Source organism: Nitrosomonas nitrosa (assembly GCF_003051105.1).
Lineage (GTDB): Bacteria > Pseudomonadota > Gammaproteobacteria > Burkholderiales > Nitrosomonadaceae > Nitrosomonas > Nitrosomonas nitrosa.
This window is the reverse complement of record NZ_QAOO01000004.1, coordinates 34146-51057: the sequence shown is the minus strand read 5'-3', so window position 1 is coordinate 51057 and position 16912 is coordinate 34146. Positions and strand designations below refer to the sequence as shown.

At 46.0% G+C, this 16912-nt stretch carries 17 protein-coding genes; all 17 read left to right on the top strand.

Going from position 1 to position 16912, the window contains the following annotated elements; genetic code table 11:
- The first annotated feature begins 6 nt into the window (after window positions 1–6).
- The 17 genes from C8R30_RS02805 to C8R30_RS02725 all read left to right on the top strand — a co-directional run bounded on the left by C8R30_RS02805 (window position 7) and on the right by C8R30_RS02725 (window position 16909).
- On the top strand, window positions 7–540 hold the full coding sequence (locus C8R30_RS02805; RefSeq protein WP_107784289.1) for a sigma-E factor negative regulatory protein: 534 nt from the start codon (window positions 7–9) through the stop codon (window positions 538–540).
- Window positions 541–694: 154 nt separating this feature from the next.
- The gene (locus C8R30_RS02800; protein ID WP_090668336.1) at window positions 695–2095 is read left to right on the top strand and encodes a DegQ family serine endoprotease; all 1401 of its coding nucleotides are present in this window, start codon (window positions 695–697) and stop codon (window positions 2093–2095) included.
- Between the two features lie 20 nt (window positions 2096–2115).
- Window positions 2116–2373, top strand: a complete 258-nt coding sequence (locus C8R30_RS02795) for a glutaredoxin family protein (protein WP_107784290.1) — start codon at window positions 2116–2118, stop codon at window positions 2371–2373.
- Between the two features lie 97 nt (window positions 2374–2470).
- Window positions 2471–4261, top strand: coding sequence for a translation elongation factor 4 (gene lepA, locus C8R30_RS02790; RefSeq protein ID WP_107784291.1), 1791 nt, complete (start codon window positions 2471–2473; stop codon window positions 4259–4261).
- A 95-nt stretch (window positions 4262–4356) separates the two neighbouring features.
- Complete coding sequence (gene lepB, locus C8R30_RS02785) at window positions 4357–5160, top strand: signal peptidase I (RefSeq protein WP_090668330.1); 804 nt, start codon at window positions 4357–4359, stop codon at window positions 5158–5160.
- A 32-nt stretch (window positions 5161–5192) separates the two neighbouring features.
- Window positions 5193–5567, top strand: a complete 375-nt coding sequence (locus C8R30_RS02780) for a DUF4845 domain-containing protein (protein ID WP_107784292.1) — start codon at window positions 5193–5195, stop codon at window positions 5565–5567.
- On the top strand, window positions 5564–6283 hold the full coding sequence (rnc, locus tag C8R30_RS02775; RefSeq protein WP_090668323.1) for a ribonuclease III: 720 nt from the start codon (window positions 5564–5566) through the stop codon (window positions 6281–6283). The genes C8R30_RS02780 and rnc overlap by 4 nt, the downstream gene beginning before the upstream one ends.
- A 183-nt stretch (window positions 6284–6466) precedes the next feature.
- Complete coding sequence (gene era / locus C8R30_RS02770; protein WP_420812385.1) at window positions 6467–7381, top strand: GTPase Era; 915 nt, start codon at window positions 6467–6469, stop codon at window positions 7379–7381.
- 76 nt (window positions 7382–7457) lie between these two features.
- Complete coding sequence (gene pdxJ, locus C8R30_RS02765) at window positions 7458–8183, top strand: pyridoxine 5'-phosphate synthase (protein ID WP_090668321.1); 726 nt, start codon at window positions 7458–7460, stop codon at window positions 8181–8183.
- Window positions 8180–8560, top strand: a complete 381-nt coding sequence (gene acpS, locus C8R30_RS02760) for a holo-ACP synthase (protein ID WP_090668318.1) — start codon at window positions 8180–8182, stop codon at window positions 8558–8560. Before pdxJ ends, acpS begins: the two co-directional genes overlap by 4 nt.
- Window positions 8560–9606 carry a beta-N-acetylhexosaminidase gene (nagZ, locus tag C8R30_RS02755; protein ID WP_107789498.1) on the top strand — a complete coding sequence of 349 codons (1047 nt, stop codon included), beginning with the start codon at window positions 8560–8562 and terminating at the stop codon, window positions 9604–9606. Before acpS ends, nagZ begins: the two co-directional genes overlap by 1 nt.
- A gap of 131 nt (window positions 9607–9737) precedes the next feature.
- Window positions 9738–11195, top strand: coding sequence for a dihydrolipoyl dehydrogenase (gene lpdA, locus C8R30_RS02750; protein WP_107789497.1), 1458 nt, complete (start codon window positions 9738–9740; stop codon window positions 11193–11195).
- Window positions 11196–11480: 285 nt separating this feature from the next.
- Complete coding sequence (locus C8R30_RS02745; protein WP_107784297.1) at window positions 11481–12593, top strand: hypothetical protein; 1113 nt, start codon at window positions 11481–11483, stop codon at window positions 12591–12593.
- A gap of 819 nt (window positions 12594–13412) precedes the next feature.
- Window positions 13413–13679, top strand: coding sequence for a MalT transcriptional regulator family protein (locus tag C8R30_RS02740; RefSeq protein WP_107784393.1), 267 nt, complete (start codon window positions 13413–13415; stop codon window positions 13677–13679).
- A gap of 684 nt (window positions 13680–14363) precedes the next feature.
- Window positions 14364–15479, top strand: a complete 1116-nt coding sequence (locus tag C8R30_RS02735) for a hypothetical protein (RefSeq protein ID WP_090668476.1) — start codon at window positions 14364–14366, stop codon at window positions 15477–15479.
- 176 nt (window positions 15480–15655) lie between these two features.
- Window positions 15656–16003, top strand: a complete 348-nt coding sequence (locus tag C8R30_RS02730) for a hypothetical protein (RefSeq protein ID WP_239654154.1) — start codon at window positions 15656–15658, stop codon at window positions 16001–16003.
- A gap of 213 nt (window positions 16004–16216) precedes the next feature.
- Complete coding sequence (locus C8R30_RS02725; protein ID WP_090668474.1) at window positions 16217–16909, top strand: C39 family peptidase; 693 nt, start codon at window positions 16217–16219, stop codon at window positions 16907–16909.
- Window positions 16910–16912: the final 3 nt, after the last annotated feature.

Sequence of the window (16912 nt, the reverse complement as noted above, 5' to 3'; positions counted from 1 at the left end):
AGCAATATGAAAAATAAAATATCTGAATTGATGGATGGTGAGCTAGATACAGTCAATGCTGAAGAAATTATTTTGGCATTAAAAAAACAGGAAGATTTGTTACGTGAATGGGAAACTTACCACGTAATCAGCGATATGCTGCGACAACCGGCAGTGTCAATGCAGGTCGATGTGGCGAGGCGGGTGAGTGAGCGATTGGCGGAAGAACCTATCTTGTTTATGCCAAGCATGTTTAAGCTTTATAAACGAAAGATTGTTACACTTTCTGCAGCGGCTTCCTTCGTTATTTTGGCGAGTGGATGGCTGGTAATGCAAGCATCCGAGATGAAACGAGAAGTGCTCGTCGCAGAAAAAGTAAATAACAAAGCAGTCATTCAAGTCGATCATCCGTTAACTTTTCAACCAACTCCGGCTTTTACTCTTCCACTCATCCCTCAACATTCTGGCGATTATCCATTGATCCATAGAGGGTTTTCATCTCATACCATCATGCATACACCGGTAACAGGTGTTTATCAAGTCGAAGATCAACATGAATGACGGATTGATCGGTAGAGAGCGTGCATGACAAATAGTGGATTACTCACCTTGGTGTCGAGGTTCATTGTTTAGGCAGGAGTTCATTGATATTGCAACTTAGCTAAATCAAGTAAAGATCTTTTCAATCATTCCTTTCGTTATCAAGAGAAGCGACATGCAAAAATTCGTTTTACTGTGCTTATTGTTCATTTCTTCACTCAACATCACGCATGCAAAAGAATTACCCGATTTTACGGGGTTAGTTGAGGAGTACGGAGAAGCTGTTGTCAATATCAGTACAGTCCAGACTCAGCAAATTGCAGGAGGTCAGATTTTCCCAGAAATTCCTAATCTTCCGGAAGATTCCCCTTTTTTCGAATTTTTTCGCAGATATATGCAGCCCTTTTCAGGCCCAAGAAAATATGAATCCAAGTCGCTTGGCTCAGGATTTATTATTAGCAAAGACGGCTATATTTTGACGAATGCGCATGTGGTTGAATCTGCTAATGAGATCACTGTAAAGCTAAATGATAAAAGAGAGTTTAGTGCGGAAGTGATAGGAACAGACCGTAAGACGGATGTGGCGCTCATCAAAATTGACGCAAAGAATTTGCCTGTTGTGACGCAAGGTGATCCAGATAGGCTCAAAGTGGGGGAATGGGTGGTTGCAATCGGTTCTCCTTTTGGTTTTGAAAACAGCGTGACCGCAGGCATAGTAAGCGCAAAAGGGCGTTCTCTTGCTCAGGAAAATTATGTGCCTTTTATTCAGACGGATGTCGCCATCAATCCCGGTAACTCTGGTGGTCCCTTATTCAACATGAGAGGAGAAGTGGTCGGCATTAACTCACAGATCTATAGCCGGACGGGGGGATTTATGGGACTATCCTTTGCGATCCCGATCAATGTGGCAACGGACATAGCGAACCAACTCAAGGCGCATGGTAAAGTCTCGCGCGGTAAAATTGGTGTCATGATTCAAGAAATGACCGAAGAGCTTGCTGAATCTTTTGGTCTATCGAAAGCCCAGGGTGCATTGGTTGTTTCGGTGGAAAAAGATGGTCCCGCTGATAAAGCTGGTATTGAAATTCGGGATGTCATTTTGAAGTTCGGCGACAAAGCTATTGAAGTTTCAAGTGATTTACCGCGTATCGTGGGCAATACCAAGCCGAACACTAAAGTACCCGTGCAAGTCTGGCGTAATGGAACAACAAAGAACATAGCCGTAATTATTGGAGAAATGCCTTCCGAAGAAGGCGAGCGCAGCAGAAAACAGGGTAAAAAAATACCTGATACGTCAAATCGTCTTGGTCTTGCCCTCAGTGAGCTTGCTGACGGGCAGAAAAAACAACTTGGAATTGAGGGGGGATTGTTAGTCGAAGAAGTGCAGCATGCTGGTGTTGCCGCCCGGGCGGGTATACGGCAAGGTGACATCATTCTCGGATTCAACAATCAAGACATCAAAACAATCAGGCAATTTAATCAATTACTCGAAAAAGTCGAAAAAGGAAGAAATATCGCGCTATTGATAAAAAGAGGGGATATGACCACTTTTATCACGATGAAACTTGAGCGCTAAAAAACCCGATGCTTAATTCAATGGGAGTGAACAGACTAATCGTATATGGGCGTGAGGAGTGTCACCTGTGCCAGGAGATGATCGCATCGCTGCAAGCGCTACAGAAACAAATCCATTTTGAATTTCAAATGATCGATATAGACAATGATCCCGATTTGGTCCGTTTATTCAACGACCGGGTGCCTGTGTTGGTATCGGCGGCCCCAGCGCATGAGGAAATTTGTCATTATCATCTCGATGTTGCTGCGCTAGATGCTTATTTTGCTAAAATTCGATAGAATGCTGTCGGTTAGCGGTAACCGACACTTTTTGTTTGAAAGTGATTATCCATAACATTCCTGCAAACACTACTTCATATATAAAGCATCCAATCGAATGCAGCACATTCGTAATTTTTCTATTATCGCCCACATTGATCATGGTAAATCTACTTTAGCCGATCGCATTATCCAGTTTTGTGGGGGGTTGTCTGATCGGGAAATGGAAGAGCAAGTGCTCGATTCCATGGAATTGGAGCGTGAACGCGGCATAACAATCAAAGCACAAACCGTTGCATTGAAGTACCCATCCCTTGATGGCCAGGTTTATTTATTGAATTTAATAGATACACCCGGTCATGTTGATTTCTCCTATGAAGTATCACGATCCTTGGCTGCATGTGAAGGCGCTTTGCTCGTAGTGGATGCTTCCCAGGGCGTCGAAGCGCAGACGGTAGCGAATTGTTATACCGCGATCGAGCAGGGAGTTGAAGTGATACCGGTATTGAATAAGATTGATTTGCCGGCTGCGGATCCTGAACGTGTCGTTGCTGAAATTGAAGATATCATTGGCATCGATGCAAAAGATGCCTTGCGCGTCAGCGCCAAAACGGGAGAAGGTATTCAGGCGATGCTCGAGGCGGTCGTCAAGCGTATTCCTACCCCTAAGGGAGACCCTGATGCCCCTTTGAAAGCGCTGATCATAGACTCGTGGTTTGATAATTATGTCGGGGTTGTCATTTTGGTGCGAGTGGTCGACGGGGTTTTGAAGCCTGGTAATAAAATCATGCTAATGGCCAATCGGACGGCTTATCTATGTGAGCAAGTCGGCGCCTTCCTACCTAAGGCAGAGAGCCGCGATTCATTGGCTGCGGGTGAGGTCGGTTATGTCATTTCCGGTATTAAGGAGTTGAAGTCGGCAAAAGTCGGCGACACGGTTACTTTAGCAGATAACCCTGCGACCGCACCTTTGGCTGGTTTCAAAGAGATCAAACCTCAGGTGTTTGCCGGATTGTATCCAGTAGAATCCAATCAATATGACGCACTGCGTGCCGCGTTGGAGAAATTGCAGCTCAATGATTCGTCGCTGCAATTCGAGCCTGAGACCTCGCAAGCGCTTGGGTTTGGTTTTCGCTGCGGTTTTCTGGGTTTACTCCATTTGGATATTGTCCAGGAAAGATTGGAGCGCGAGTATGATATGGATCTTATCACTACTGCGCCAACGGTGGTTTATCAGGTTGTGCTTCGTGATGGTACAATCACCGAAATCGAGAACCCGTCCAAAATGCCTGATCTCTCAAAGATTGCAGAGATTCGCGAACCGATTATTACCACAACGATTTTAGTGCCGGAAGAATACGTGGGGGTAGTGATGTCTCTGTGCACAGGAAAACGCGGCATACAGAGAAATATGCAATATATGGGCAGGCAAGTCATGCTGGTCTATGAAATGCCTTTGAATGAAGTCGTGATGGATTTTTTTGATAAGCTAAAATCCGTAAGCCGGGGCTATGCTTCGCTTGACTATGAATTTAAGGAATTTCGCGCTTCTGACTTGGTGAAGCTGGATATATTGATCAACAACGAAAAAGTAGATGCACTGTCATTGATCGTTCATCGTGCCAGCAGTCAGCAAAGAGGGCGTGAGCTGGCGCAAAAAATGCGAGAGCTCATTCCACGTCAAATGTTTGATATCGCTGTACAGGCAGCCATTGGAGCACATGTTGTAGCAAGGGAAAACGTCAAGGCGCTGCGAAAAAATGTATTAGCTAAGTGCTATGGTGGTGACATTACGCGCAAGCGCAAATTACTTGAGAAACAGAAAGCAGGTAAGAAACGCATGAAGCGTGTGGGTAATGTGGAAATTCCTCAAGCAGCATTTTTGGCTATTCTACAAGTTGGTAAATGACGGATAACAAAAAGATAAATTCACTCAATGAATGCTATGAATAGTTGCTTTATCCACTCTATTAAAAATGTAATGGATCACTTAAGGAAAATAAGATGAATTTTCCTTTAATATTACTCATCTTGTTGATAGTAACCGGAAGTATTTGGTTGCTCGATATATTTTTTTTAAAGCGTAGACGAGCACAGGATGCGGACGAGCCTTGGTGGGTAGAGTACCCCAAGAGTTTTTTTCCTATCATCCTGATCGTTTTTATTCTTCGCTCTTTCCTTATGGAGCCATTCAAGATACCGTCCGGTTCGATGATCCCGACATTACTCGTAGGTGATTTCATACTGGTAAATAAATATACCTATGGCATCAGGCTGCCTGTGATCAACCATAAGATCATTGAAGTGAACCAACCCCAACGCGGTGAGGTAATGGTATTTCGTTACCCTCAAGATCCTTCAATAGATTACATTAAAAGGGTGATTGGTTTACCTGGTGACATCGTTTCCTACCGTAATAAACGGCTGAGTATCAATGGTGAGCCGGTCAAAATGGAGTTCGAGGGTGACTATAAATATATCGAATCAGGATTGGCTTATATCTATACCCAGCGTTTCAAGGAGTCCATTGGAGAAAATAGCTACGACATTCTCATCAACCTCGATACGCCCGATATGCAGTTGGCGGGCATTCATCATTTTCCCTACAGTGAAAATTGTACTTTTAACAGAGTTGGATTTACCTGTAAGGTACCGGAAGGCAATTACTTTACTCTGGGGGATAATCGTGATGGTAGCAGCGATAGCCGTTATTGGGGCTTTGTTCCAGAAGAAAATATCGTGGGGAAGGCTTTTATGATTTGGTGGAATTTTAGCGATTTAAGCCGGATTGGCATGTCTATAGAATAAACAGCTTGAAATTGAGTTGGGGGTGGAAAAATATGCAAACCCATTTGATAAGAAATAAACAGCGGGGCGTCGGTCTTTCTGGAATGCTCATTTGGTCAGCATTGGTTGTAGTGATCGTCATTCTAGGAATGAAATTGGTCCCCTCATTTGTGGAATATTCGTCAATCAAGCGTGCATTGGTTGTAATCGCCAATGAAGCGAATGCGCAAAATATCCGGCCGGCGGAGATACGCGAATCTTTCAATAAGCGTGCAACAATCGATAATATAAAAGCTATAAATGGCCGGGATATCGAAATTCGCAAAGAAGGCAGCAAAATAGTGCTCAGCGTCAGCTATGCAGTGAAAACACCTTTATTTGCCAATGTTTCTTTATATATCGATTTTAACGCGACAAGCAATCAATGAGTACGCCTAGCCTAGATACGCGCCACATATTAAGCTCGCCTATAAAAGACACCAAAGATCTTTTTAACAAGATTGGCTATGTTTTTAAACAACCAGAACATCTGCAGGAAGCGCTGACACACCGGAGTTTTGGTTCTCCCAATAATGAGCGTCTCGAATTCCTCGGCGATAGTGCGTTGAATTTTGCCGTATCGGTTTTACTATTCAAAACGTTTCCACAATTGCCCGAAGGGAATTTATCCAGGCTGCGTGCAAACCTCGTCAATCAACGGGCGCTATTCGATTTAGCCTTGGCGCTTGGTTTGGGCGATTTAATCAGATTGGGTGAGGGCGAACGCCGGAGTGGCGGACATCGTCGTCCGTCTATTCTCGCCAATGCATTGGAAGCAGTGATTGGTGCGATATATTTGGACGGTGGATTTCGTGAGGTTGAGAATTTTGTAGGCAATCTTTATCGGCCATTATTGGATAAGCTGGATCTCGAGACTTGGGGAAAAGATCCCAAGACGATGTTGCAGGAATATCTGCAGGGCCGCAGAATAGCGCTGCCTGAGTATACGATCGTGACTACCAGCGGAGAAGCACATCGACAGAAATTTCGGGTGGAGTGTGCAATTCAAAAAATTAATATCCGTACCATCGGTGAAGGAACAAGCCGACGCAGAGCAGAGCAAGATGCTGCCAAGCAAGCCTATGATTTAATCACACATCGCTAATGGGCTAATCTTCTTTCAGTAGGCTATAAGAGATATCACTGCGAGAGAGGGATGTTTCGTGAGAAACAGGCTCAGAATTATCCTAGGTGTGATGACGCCCTATTTCTTGCCAGTGTTATCCTCGTCTTGTACCCCTTCATTGTTTTTCTACCTACTCTTGCCTTCGCTCAGGGAATGCGTTGAATGAATGCGGAAATAAAAAATTCTATGGATGCTAAGCATTTCAGAACAGGCTATATAGCCATTGTGGGGCGGCCCAACGTTGGTAAGTCGACGCTGCTTAATCACCTGATTCAACAAAAAATCAGTATAACCTCAAAAAAAGCACAAACAACCCGGCATCGCATTCATGGAATTTTGACCGACACACAATCTCAGTTCATTTTTGTGGATACGCCGGGATTTCAGATGCGGTACCGAAATCAACTCAATCAGATCATGAACCGCGTGGTTACGCAAAGCGTGCGTGATGTCGATGCCATATTATTTGTCATTGAGGCGAGGCGTTTTGACGAACGTGATGAACAGGTCCTTAAACTATTACCCACCAACATACCTGTGATTCTCGTCATTAATAAGGTAGATCGTTTGGAGAAAAAGCATCAACTCCTTCCTTTTATGGAAAATATGGCAAGGAAGTTTGGCTTTGCGGGCATCATTCCTATTAGCGCGGCAACAGGGTCGCAATTGCCAGCGTTGCTTGAGATGGTCCGGCCTTATCTGCCAGAGAGTCCTCCGCTATTTGACGAAGATGAAATCAGTGACCGAAGCGAGCGTTTTCTGGCGGCAGAGATGATACGTGAAAAATTATTTCGCTTAATGGGGGATGAAATTCCTTATTCAACCAGCGTGGTAATCGATCAGTTCACAATAGAAGGCCATTTACGCAAAATCTTTGCGTGTATTTTAGTCGAAAAGGCCAATCAAAAGGCCATTGTGATCGGTAAGCAGGGCGAAAAACTCAAGTTAGTGGCTACTCAGGCGCGGAAAGATATGGAAAAATTGTTCGGCAGTAAAGTGTATCTCGAAGTTTGGGTTAAGGTAAAAAGCGGCTGGGCGGATGATGTTAATACATTGAAGAATCTGGGTTATGAGTGAGTTCGTGAGATTCTTATATTGGCTTGAGCAGCCAATTCTCGATTTTTTGATTAATGCATAAAGGGATGCGGCCATTATGATTGCCCTAGGGGTTAATATAGACCATGTTGCCACACTGCGGCAGGCGCGAGGAACAGTATATCCGAGCCCAGTCGAGGCTGCGCTGATTGCGGAGTCTGCCGGAGCGGACGCCATCACGCTTCACTTGCGTGAAGATCGTCGGCATATCCAGGATCGGGATGTCGAAATTTTACGCGAGCGACTTCGAACTCGCATGAATTTGGAAAGTGCCGTAACGCCTGAAATGATTGCCTTTGCGTGTCGTATCAAGCCGCATGACGTATGCCTGGTGCCGGAAAGACGCGAAGAATTGACGACTGAGGGTGGCTTGGACGTCGTTCGGTATTTCGAACAAGTGAAAACAGCCTGTAGCAAGCTGGCGGAGGCCGGTATCCGTGTTTCGCTATTTATTAATGCCGAGCGCGAGCAGATCGATGCTGCAGTCAGGGCGGGTGCACCCGTGATCGAGATACATACGGGCCATTACGCGGATGCCAAGGATGACGATACGCAGCAAAGTGAACTGGAAAAAATCTGTGCGGCCGTTGCGTATGGCATAGGCCAGGGATTGAGCGTCAATGCCGGGCACGGATTGCATTATCAAAATACTCGCCCCATCGCGGCTATACCGGGGCTTTCCGAACTGAATATCGGTCATGCGATCGTATCGCATGCTTTATTCGTCGGTTTTGCCCAGGCGGTAAGCGAGATGAAAGCGCTGATACAGGAAGCAAGCCTATGATCTATGGGATCGGAACGGATATCGTCGAGTCATCCCGAATCGCGCATTCACTCGAAAAGTATGGTGAGCGTTTTGCACGGCGATTGTTGGCAGAGCAGGAGTGGCCCGATTATATTAAGAATAACCGACCCGCCATGTTTTTGGCTAAGCGATTTGCGGCCAAAGAAGCACTCTCCAAAGCGATGGGGACAGGTTTACGTTTTCCGGTTACGCTAAACAATATTGCCGTCGACCATACGCCGCTCGGTCAACCCTATTTTCAGTTTCACCCTGAATTGGCCAAGTTGCTTCAGAGTGAGGGAATTATCGGTCATCACCTCTCTCTGAGCGATGAAATCAATTTGGCCAGCGCTTTTGTCATCCTGGAGAAGGCGTGATGACATTGGGACCCGTGATGCTCGATATCGCGAGTACCTGTCTATCAGACGAGGACAAAGTAAGATTGCGCCATCCTCTGACTGGAGGCGTCATCTTGTTTACCCGCAATTATGAGTCCTGTGAGCAACTGGCTGCACTGACGGCTGAAATTCACGCACTCAGGACGCCGCCTTTATTGATTGCGGTAGATCATGAAGGAGGACGTGTGCAGCGCTTCCGCCATGATTTTACTTCCCTGCCGGCAATGCGGTCGTTAGGAAAACTCTGGGATGCGCAACCTCACAGAGCACGTCGTTTGGCGCAGCAAACGGGCTTCGTATTGGCGGCAGAGTTATCTGCGTGCGGTGTCGATTTGAGCTTTACGCCAGTACTCGATGTCGATCACGGGCAAAGCTCTGTCATCGGTGACCGTTCATTTCACCGCAAACCGCAGGCCGTTGCAGAACTTGCGCACAGCCTCATGTTAGGGTTGAAATCGGGCGGTATGGCTGCAGTGGGCAAACATTTCCCCGGTCATGGCTATATTCGAGCCGATACTCATCACGAGATTGCCATCGATGAACGCGCCTATGCCGATATCGAAATGAGCGATTTGGTTCCCTTCCGGCAAATGATCGACTTTGGTTTGACCGGCATGATGGCAGCCCATGTTATTTATCCAAGGGTGGATAAACATCCGGCAGGCTTTTCTCACTTCTGGCTTAACACCATTTTGCGTGGCGAATTGAGGTTTGAAGGGTGTATCTTCAGTGATGACTTGAGTATGCAAGGCGCAGCGGGTTACGGTGATATCCGTGACCGTGCGCAGGCAGCATTGCGCGCGGGCTGCGACATGATACTGGTATGCAACGATGCGCAAGCGGCAGATCAATTGCTCGAAACCTTGCAATGGGAAATTCCGGCTGTGAGCCTCGCACGATTAGCGCATATGCGTGGTAGGCGATATGCGAAATCGATGATTCAATTGCGCGCAGAAGGTACGTATGTTCGTGCGGTCAGGGAAATCAGTGAAATAGGCATCAGCAACCAAGCGCTTTTATTTTGATTGAATGAGTCTTAAGTGCTTGAGAATATAGCTATTGAGAGCGAATAGAATGATTGGGAGTATGACATGATAAATCTTCTTCCAATAATAAGCGATCGTACGTTTGTAACCATTAATTTATAGGGTGATGTATGACTAAATCTTTCGATGTGGCCGTCATTGGTGCGGGCCCCGGCGGCTATGTGGCTGCTATCCGCTGCGCGCAGCTGGGATTAAACACAGTGTGTATCGATGAATGGAAAAACGATCAGGGTGTTGCAAGCTTGGGGGGCACCTGTCTCAATGTGGGGTGTATCCCTTCCAAAGCGTTGCTTGAATCTTCTGAAAATTTTGAACGTGCAGCAAAGAAATTCACCGATCACGGCATCAAGCTGGAAGGCCTGTCGGTCGATGTGCCTGTGATGATCGCGCGTAAAAACAAAATCGTTAAGGCATTTACCGGTGGGATTGCCATGCTGTTCAAGAAAAACAAGGTGGCTTCCCTGCATGGCCGGGGTACATTACTCAAGCGAGAGAGCGAAAATGACCCTTGGAAAATACAAGTCAAGAATGGTGAAGAAACAGAAGAAATTCAAGCCGAATACATTGTCATCGCAACGGGATCGATTCCCCGGCCACTTCCGATGATCGAAATCGATAATGAGTGTGTGCTGGATAATGCAGGTGCCTTGGCACTGACAGAGGTGCCTAAGCGCCTTGGTGTGATCGGTGCAGGGGTGATCGGCCTGGAAATGGGCAGCGTCTGGCGCCGACTGGGTTCTGAGGTGACGATATTGGAAGCACAACCCAGTTTTCTGATGGCGGCAGACGAGCAAATCGCGAAGGAAGCGCAAAAAATATTTACGCGTGAACTGGGTTTGATCATTCAAACCGGGGTCGAAATCAAATCGATTGAGCGCAAACAACAACAAATAACGATCGATTACGCTGATGCTAAGCAGGAAGCACAAAAACTTGAAGTGGACAAACTCATCGTGGCAATCGGCAGGATTCCCAATATTGCCGGCCTGGGTGCGGATGAAATCGGTTTGAAGGTGGATGAACGCGGTTATATCGAAGTCGATGCACATTGCCGTACCAATTTGCCCAAAATCTATGCAGTGGGTGACGTGGTGAGAGGCCCCATGCTGGCGCATAAGGCCTCGGAAGAAGGCGTGGCGGTTGCGGAAACGATCGCGTCTCGCAAACAGGAAAGTGGTAGACCAACTGAGGTTGATTTGAATTGCGTACCTTGGGTGATCTATACCTCCCCCGAAATTGCCTGGGTAGGCAAAACCGAACAACAACTCAAGGAGGAAGGGATCACTTATCGGGCGGGACAATTTTCGTTCATGGCGAATGGACGTGCACGTGCGCTGGGGGAAACGAGCGGCTTCGTCAAAGTGCTCGCCGACGCCGAATCCGACCGTATTTTAGGTGTGCATATGATGGGGCCCTATGTCTCCGAAATGATCGCAGAAGCGGTTGTCGCGATGGAATTTGCTGCCAGCAGCGAGGATCTTGCACGAATTATCCATGCGCATCCATCGCTATCGGAAGTACTGCATGAAGCAGCGCTGGCTGTCGACAAGCGTGCTCTACATATTTAACCGCACGAATCCAGCCACTGAGATTGTGATTGAAATGGCTTCATGAGCTGCTTGTTACTTACTCTTAGTGTCGGTGCCTAGAGTTAGGTATTGCGGTAACTGATGTGCTGTAAGGGTGCATTGTATGCAAATGCATTATTGATAGACTGTTCTATATCCCTTAGCATGGCATCACAGCAAAGCAGGATCAGGTTTGATTCAAATTTTTTCCGAATCGTGAGCAGGGATCTGTTTTGTTGCTGATTTTACATGTTCAATCAATCCGATCTCATAGGAGATACTCAAATGGAACAGTTTAGTAAAAAAATCCTGGTGGCGAGCATCGTGCTTGCTTTTGGCATGGCGGGAAATGCCATGGCGAATCCGACCAACACAGCGGTAGAAGTCGTCAATGACCAAACGGCAACGGCTACAAGCGATCAAAGCGGTTCAGGTATCGCTGCGAATGAGTTCTCAACAGCGACCGACAATACCGATAACTCAGCCAATGACAACAGCGACAACAGTAATAACAGCGATAACAGTGCCGCTAATTCGACTGACGCTGCTGCCAATAATTCAAGCACCGCTTGGTCCGATCGCTCTGATAACAGCGACAACAGCGACAACAGCGACAACAGCAACAACAGCGATAACAGTGCCGCTAATTCGACTGACGCTGCTGCCAACAACGGAAGTACTGCTTGGTCTGATCGTTCCGACAACAGCAATAATAGCGATAACAGCAACAACAGCGATAACAGCAACAACAGCGATAACAGCAACAACAGCGACAACAGCGCAGCCCACGCAAATTCAGATGGATCGGCTGCTGCAAATAATGGCAGTACAGCTACTTCCGACAACAGCGACAACAGCGACAACAGTGCTGCCTACGCTTCTGCTGAAGGCTCGGCTGCTGCCAACAATGGCAGTACTTCAACTGTAGATAACAGCGACAACAGTGCTGCAACTGCAACTGACGCCGCTGCTAATAACGGCAGCACCGCCTGGTCCGATCGTTCAGACAACAGCGACAACAGCGACAACAGCAGTGCGAGCGCGAGTGCCGCTGGAGCCGCTGCGGCTAACAATGGCAGTACCGCAACGGTAGACAACACCAACAACAGCGATAACAGCTCGACCTGGGCAGACAATGGTGGAGCCGCTTCCAATGGTGGTAATGCTACCAGTACCTACTCTGTCAACAACTCGGCGCTTGAAGGTGCTGTAACGGGAGCGGGAGTGAGTGAAATTCCAACCACAACAAATGAAGCCGGGGCGATTACCGCCTATAATAATGTCAGTGATTCGTTCAATGGCGCTGCAGGCTTGAATCAAGCTGCACAGAACTTTGGTTCGAGTTCTTTGATTCAGCAGCAAGTTTCATTCCAAGGCAACGTAAACGTCAATCAATAAGTTGCGATAAGGTAACAGCCGTGATACCGGAGCTTACTTATAGTGAGCTCCGGTTATTGATGGGCGCGTGAGTTTGATCTAAACGGCTATTAATTGGCTGTTGGTTTTGCTCGGGCCTACCTCAAATTGACGACGAGCAAGCATGTAATAAAAAGTAAAAAACTACGCGTATCGTTCATCAGCTTGCTATAACTTCATATTCTACTTTTTTGCTCCCAAGCAAATCTTATTTGATTTCTTTCGTGGCGCTCTTTTATAGTCTGATGAGCTCGCTATAAGGCGTGTGGCGATGCATGCAGCTGCCGTGCGTGAAGAAATTCAGCAAGATCACATCTAAATACTGCTCATAAAAACTTTCCCGATTTTCTACGAGAGTTGCAAAAAGGTTTTTCTTTGGGCTTCAGCATGACCCAAACTAATTTCTGTAAAAATTGAAACGCATGTTTCCTTGTTTGCGAGGAAAAGCAACCGCCAGCCTGATTAACTTTTGAATAATAAAAATCTGTCGGAATTTTTTACAGATTACTATATAAGCTTGTAATTAGGCTTTGTAGCTCAATTATAAATTCATTTTTATCAGCTACCTACAACTTCTATCCTATTTCTGGCACATTTTTTGCTTTTTTTAGTATGAGGAAGTTTTAGTCACCAGGTAGTGCAGTGCGCCTTGGGTATATTCGATATGAGTGATATCAAAGTGTGACAGGCTACTGCTGTTTCAGATTCATCAATCAAATTAGTAAACCTTGAATGAAAAGCGGGTAAATTGGGCTTTTGAGAAGTGTTTATTTAGATTTATTGTTGAGAAAGGATAGTTTTATGAGTGTGAATATAAATGATAAAGATCACAATCAAGAAAAAAGACTAACGCCAGCGCTCTATACTTTGTTAGAAGCTTGTCTTGAAAAGAAAACGACCAATACTAAAATTCTTGCAACATACTTGGGACTTTCACCTGCAACGATTAGAACTGAGTTCCAGCGAATCCTTGCCTTTATGAATGTACATTGCAGATATGAGGCATTGCGAACAGCGGAGGAAAAAGGATTGATCCGGCGTAAACCGAGAGCAAAGAAGGTAAGTTAAAGAGCGTATCTTTAAAATCAACGGGACCATGATGTAGGTAATCAATGATCAGTAGAATCGAGAAATGCCATGCCATGAGAATTAATTTTGCTAACGTCATAATTAGGCAGGTTCAATTGTATTGATCATGAAGGATGAAATAATAGGGGGGAGGTTGCGGATTTTTTTCGTCTCCTCTCACTCCCGGTAAGTAAATGAAAATGAAAAATACCTAAATAACGTAGTCTCTATTTTCCTTATCGTTTCTCTTAAATCAACGCTTCCTGTTTCATCAATTCTGGATTCGGATAGCGCCTAACTCTAAGTTGGTTATCCAAATTTATAGCTGTTTCATGCTCTATTGATTTCTGGGCTAAAAACCGACTGTTTTTGGACAGTAGTCTCGCCATTCAATGTAGATGATAGGTGTTTAACGGCTGGTAGAAATGAGCCCGATCGTTCTGCCCGGGGCTTCGCTACTCCACTTATCGCTGAATAGTAGGTGGGAGCAAGACACCGTGTAAGAGCGTTGTATGCAAATGCATTATTGCCCCCCTGTTCTTTATCGCTTAGCATTCCCAGACAGCAATACGGAATCTGCGTGTATCTTTTTATATCTTTTTATCTAAGGGAAAAAAGCTGATCCGTTTTGTTGCTAATGAATTTTACATGTTCAATCAATCCGATCTCATAGGAGATACTCAAATGGAACAGTTTAGTAAAAAAATCTTGGTGGCGAGCATCGTGCTTGCGTTTGGCATGACGGGCAATGCAATGGCGAACCCAACCAATACCGCTGACACGGTCACTAACCAGACGGCAACGGCTGATAGCAATCAAAGCAGTTCAGGTATTGCTGCGAATGAATATTCGACGGCAGAAGACAATACCAACAATTCTATCAATGATAATAGCTATAACGGCGACAACAGCGATAACAGCGCTGCCAATTCGACTGACGCTGCTGCTAATAACTTCAGCTTAGCGACATCTGATCACTCAAACAACAGTGACAATAGCAATAACAGCAATAACAGCGATAACAGCGATAACAGTGCTGCTAACGCGGCTGATGCGGCTGCCAATAATTTTAGTTTGGCGACATCCGATCGTTCTAACAATAGCGACCACAGTAATAACAGTGACAACAGCGATAACAGCGACAACAGCAATAACAGCGATAACAGCGACCATAGCGCAGCTGCGGCCAATGCCAATGGCTCTGCGGCTGCTAACAATAACAGTACCGCCACCTCGGATAACAGCGACAACAGCGACAACAGCTACGCAGATGCTTCTGCGCAAGGTGCGGCCGCTGCCAACAACAACAGTACTTCCACCGTAGACAATAGCGATAACAGTGCCGCAACTGCGACTGATGCGGCTGCTAACAATGGAAGTACTGCTTATTCTGACCGTTCAGATAACAGCGACAACAGTGACAATAGCTTTGCCAATGCGGGTGCTGCCGGCTCTGCAGCTGCCAACAACAGCAGTACGGCAACGGTGGATAACACCAACAACAGCGACAATAGCCAAACATCCGCTTCGAATGGCAGCGCAGCGTCCAATGGTGGAGATGCAACCAGCACTTACTCTGTAAACAATTCTACCCTAGCAGGTACTGTCACCGGCGTAGGCGCAGATGCATTGCCTGATACCTCGAACGCGGCAGCCACGGTTACAGCCTACAATGAAATTTCGGGTTCTTATAATGGTGCTGCAGGCTTGAATCAAGCTGCCCAGAATTTTGGCTCTAATGCACTGATTCAACAGCAAGTCTCATTCCAAGGCAATGTAAACGTCAGCCCTCAACAATAGGCTTGAATGTAAGCTAGCCATAGCTATGAGCGGGATGACCGGAGTAGCTTGCTACTCTGGTCATTGTGAGTGGTAACTCAATGCAGGATAGCTCTGTACTGGCTTCTATCGTTACTTGATTTGGGAGACCTTTTCAAGGCGCTGAAGAATAGAGAATCAGAGAGGGTGGTATGAAGATGATGATAAGAAGTTGCTGTTTTGTGATCATTAGCTTGCTGTCAACCCAGGCGGTTTGGGCTGATTCTGTCGAATCTGTTCCTATTTCTTATCTGACTGAAATAGCAACATTGGAGGAGCTCGATAATGCGCGCGGTCGTGAAGGGATCGATATGAACGTGTTCAATAATATGGATGTGAACGCAGTGCTATCGGGTAATACAGCGACCAACAATGTAACAGGTGTAAACATTATCGACAATGGATCATTCGCTGGGGCCATGGGTATGTTTTCGGTGATCCAGAATTCTGGTAACAACGTCATTATCCAGGATTCGACTATCGTAAATGTGACGGTTATTCCTTGAGGTATTCAATGTGCAGTAATTTTTTGGTTACTTTTTCGCTAATGCCATGAGGAATGGCACATTAGTGATTTAAATAAGTGGTAAAACATGACGGTAAAACTGTCGTAGTAGCAGGGAAAGGTGCTCCAAATGAAAACTAATCGCTGAGCAACCTTGCTGATCTTCATCATCGCGTTCACGCAGTGGGTAATCATGAAGGTATTTGACAGGAATATGAAGAGAATCACCTGTGCTTTTTTAATACTGATACCGGGGGTAGGGTTCGAGGAGGCTGGTGCCATCGATCTAAATGGGATCGCAGGGGGAGGGAACTATTATGTTGTCGGCAAAAGCTATGCCGAACGGCGCTTTAGCACTGTATACCGGCAACAGTTCGATTTCAGTTGTGGATCGGCAGCACTAGCCAGCCTCCTCACTTTTCACTACGACGATCAAGTGACGGAACAAGCGGTCTTCATCGATATGTTCCAGCACGGGAATCAACCCAAAATTCAGAAAGAAGGTTTCTCTATGCTGGATATGAAGATGTACCTGGAGCGCAGGGGATATCGGTCAGATGGGTTTAAGATAAATCTCGATCAATTGCTTATTTCTGGTAGTCCCGCAATTACCATTATCAACGATAACGGTTACCTGCATTTCGTCATCATTAAAGGCGTCACTGAAGAGCGGGTATTGGTGGGGGATCCTGCCGTGGGGGTTAAGATCGTGGGAAGAGAGCATTTTGAGAAGATGTGGGACAACCGGATCTTGTTTATGATTCACGACCAGCGAGATCTCGGCACGAACCGGCTGAATAATGAACGAGAATGGGTAAGCCGGATGGCGCCTTTAGGGGAAGCGGTTGATCGTGCCAGTTTGAGTGACTTTAATGTATTGCATCGCCCGGGACCTTGGGATTTCTGAGCG

Excerpts from the sequence above, each read along its gene's own strand:
- C8R30_RS02745 (WP_107784297.1), top strand. The coding sequence starts at position 11,481 with ATGGAACAGTTTAGTAAAAAAATCCTGGTGGCGAGCATCGTGCTTGCT.
- lepB (WP_090668330.1), top strand. The coding sequence starts at position 4,357 with ATGAATTTTCCTTTAATATTACTCATCTTGTTGATAGTAACCGGAAGT.
- acpS (WP_090668318.1), top strand. The coding sequence starts at position 8,180 with ATGATCTATGGGATCGGAACGGATATCGTCGAGTCATCCCGAATCGCG.
- C8R30_RS02730 (WP_239654154.1), top strand. The coding sequence starts at position 15,656 with ATGATGATAAGAAGTTGCTGTTTTGTGATCATTAGCTTGCTGTCAACC.
- C8R30_RS02740 (WP_107784393.1), top strand. The coding sequence starts at position 13,413 with ATGAGTGTGAATATAAATGATAAAGATCACAATCAAGAAAAAAGACTA.
- C8R30_RS02800 (WP_090668336.1), top strand. The coding sequence starts at position 695 with ATGCAAAAATTCGTTTTACTGTGCTTATTGTTCATTTCTTCACTCAAC.
- C8R30_RS02795 (WP_107784290.1), top strand. The coding sequence starts at position 2,116 with ATGGGAGTGAACAGACTAATCGTATATGGGCGTGAGGAGTGTCACCTG.
- C8R30_RS02735 (WP_090668476.1), top strand. The coding sequence starts at position 14,364 with ATGGAACAGTTTAGTAAAAAAATCTTGGTGGCGAGCATCGTGCTTGCG.
- lpdA (WP_107789497.1), top strand. The coding sequence starts at position 9,738 with ATGACTAAATCTTTCGATGTGGCCGTCATTGGTGCGGGCCCCGGCGGC.
- C8R30_RS02725 (WP_090668474.1), top strand. The coding sequence starts at position 16,217 with ATGAAGAGAATCACCTGTGCTTTTTTAATACTGATACCGGGGGTAGGG.
- C8R30_RS02805 (WP_107784289.1), top strand. The coding sequence starts at position 7 with ATGAAAAATAAAATATCTGAATTGATGGATGGTGAGCTAGATACAGTC.
- nagZ (WP_107789498.1), top strand. The coding sequence starts at position 8,560 with ATGACATTGGGACCCGTGATGCTCGATATCGCGAGTACCTGTCTATCA.
- era (WP_420812385.1), top strand. The coding sequence starts at position 6,467 with ATGAATGCGGAAATAAAAAATTCTATGGATGCTAAGCATTTCAGAACA.
- pdxJ (WP_090668321.1), top strand. The coding sequence starts at position 7,458 with ATGATTGCCCTAGGGGTTAATATAGACCATGTTGCCACACTGCGGCAG.
- C8R30_RS02780 (WP_107784292.1), top strand. The coding sequence starts at position 5,193 with ATGCAAACCCATTTGATAAGAAATAAACAGCGGGGCGTCGGTCTTTCT.
- lepA (WP_107784291.1), top strand. The coding sequence starts at position 2,471 with ATGCAGCACATTCGTAATTTTTCTATTATCGCCCACATTGATCATGGT.
- rnc (WP_090668323.1), top strand. The coding sequence starts at position 5,564 with ATGAGTACGCCTAGCCTAGATACGCGCCACATATTAAGCTCGCCTATA.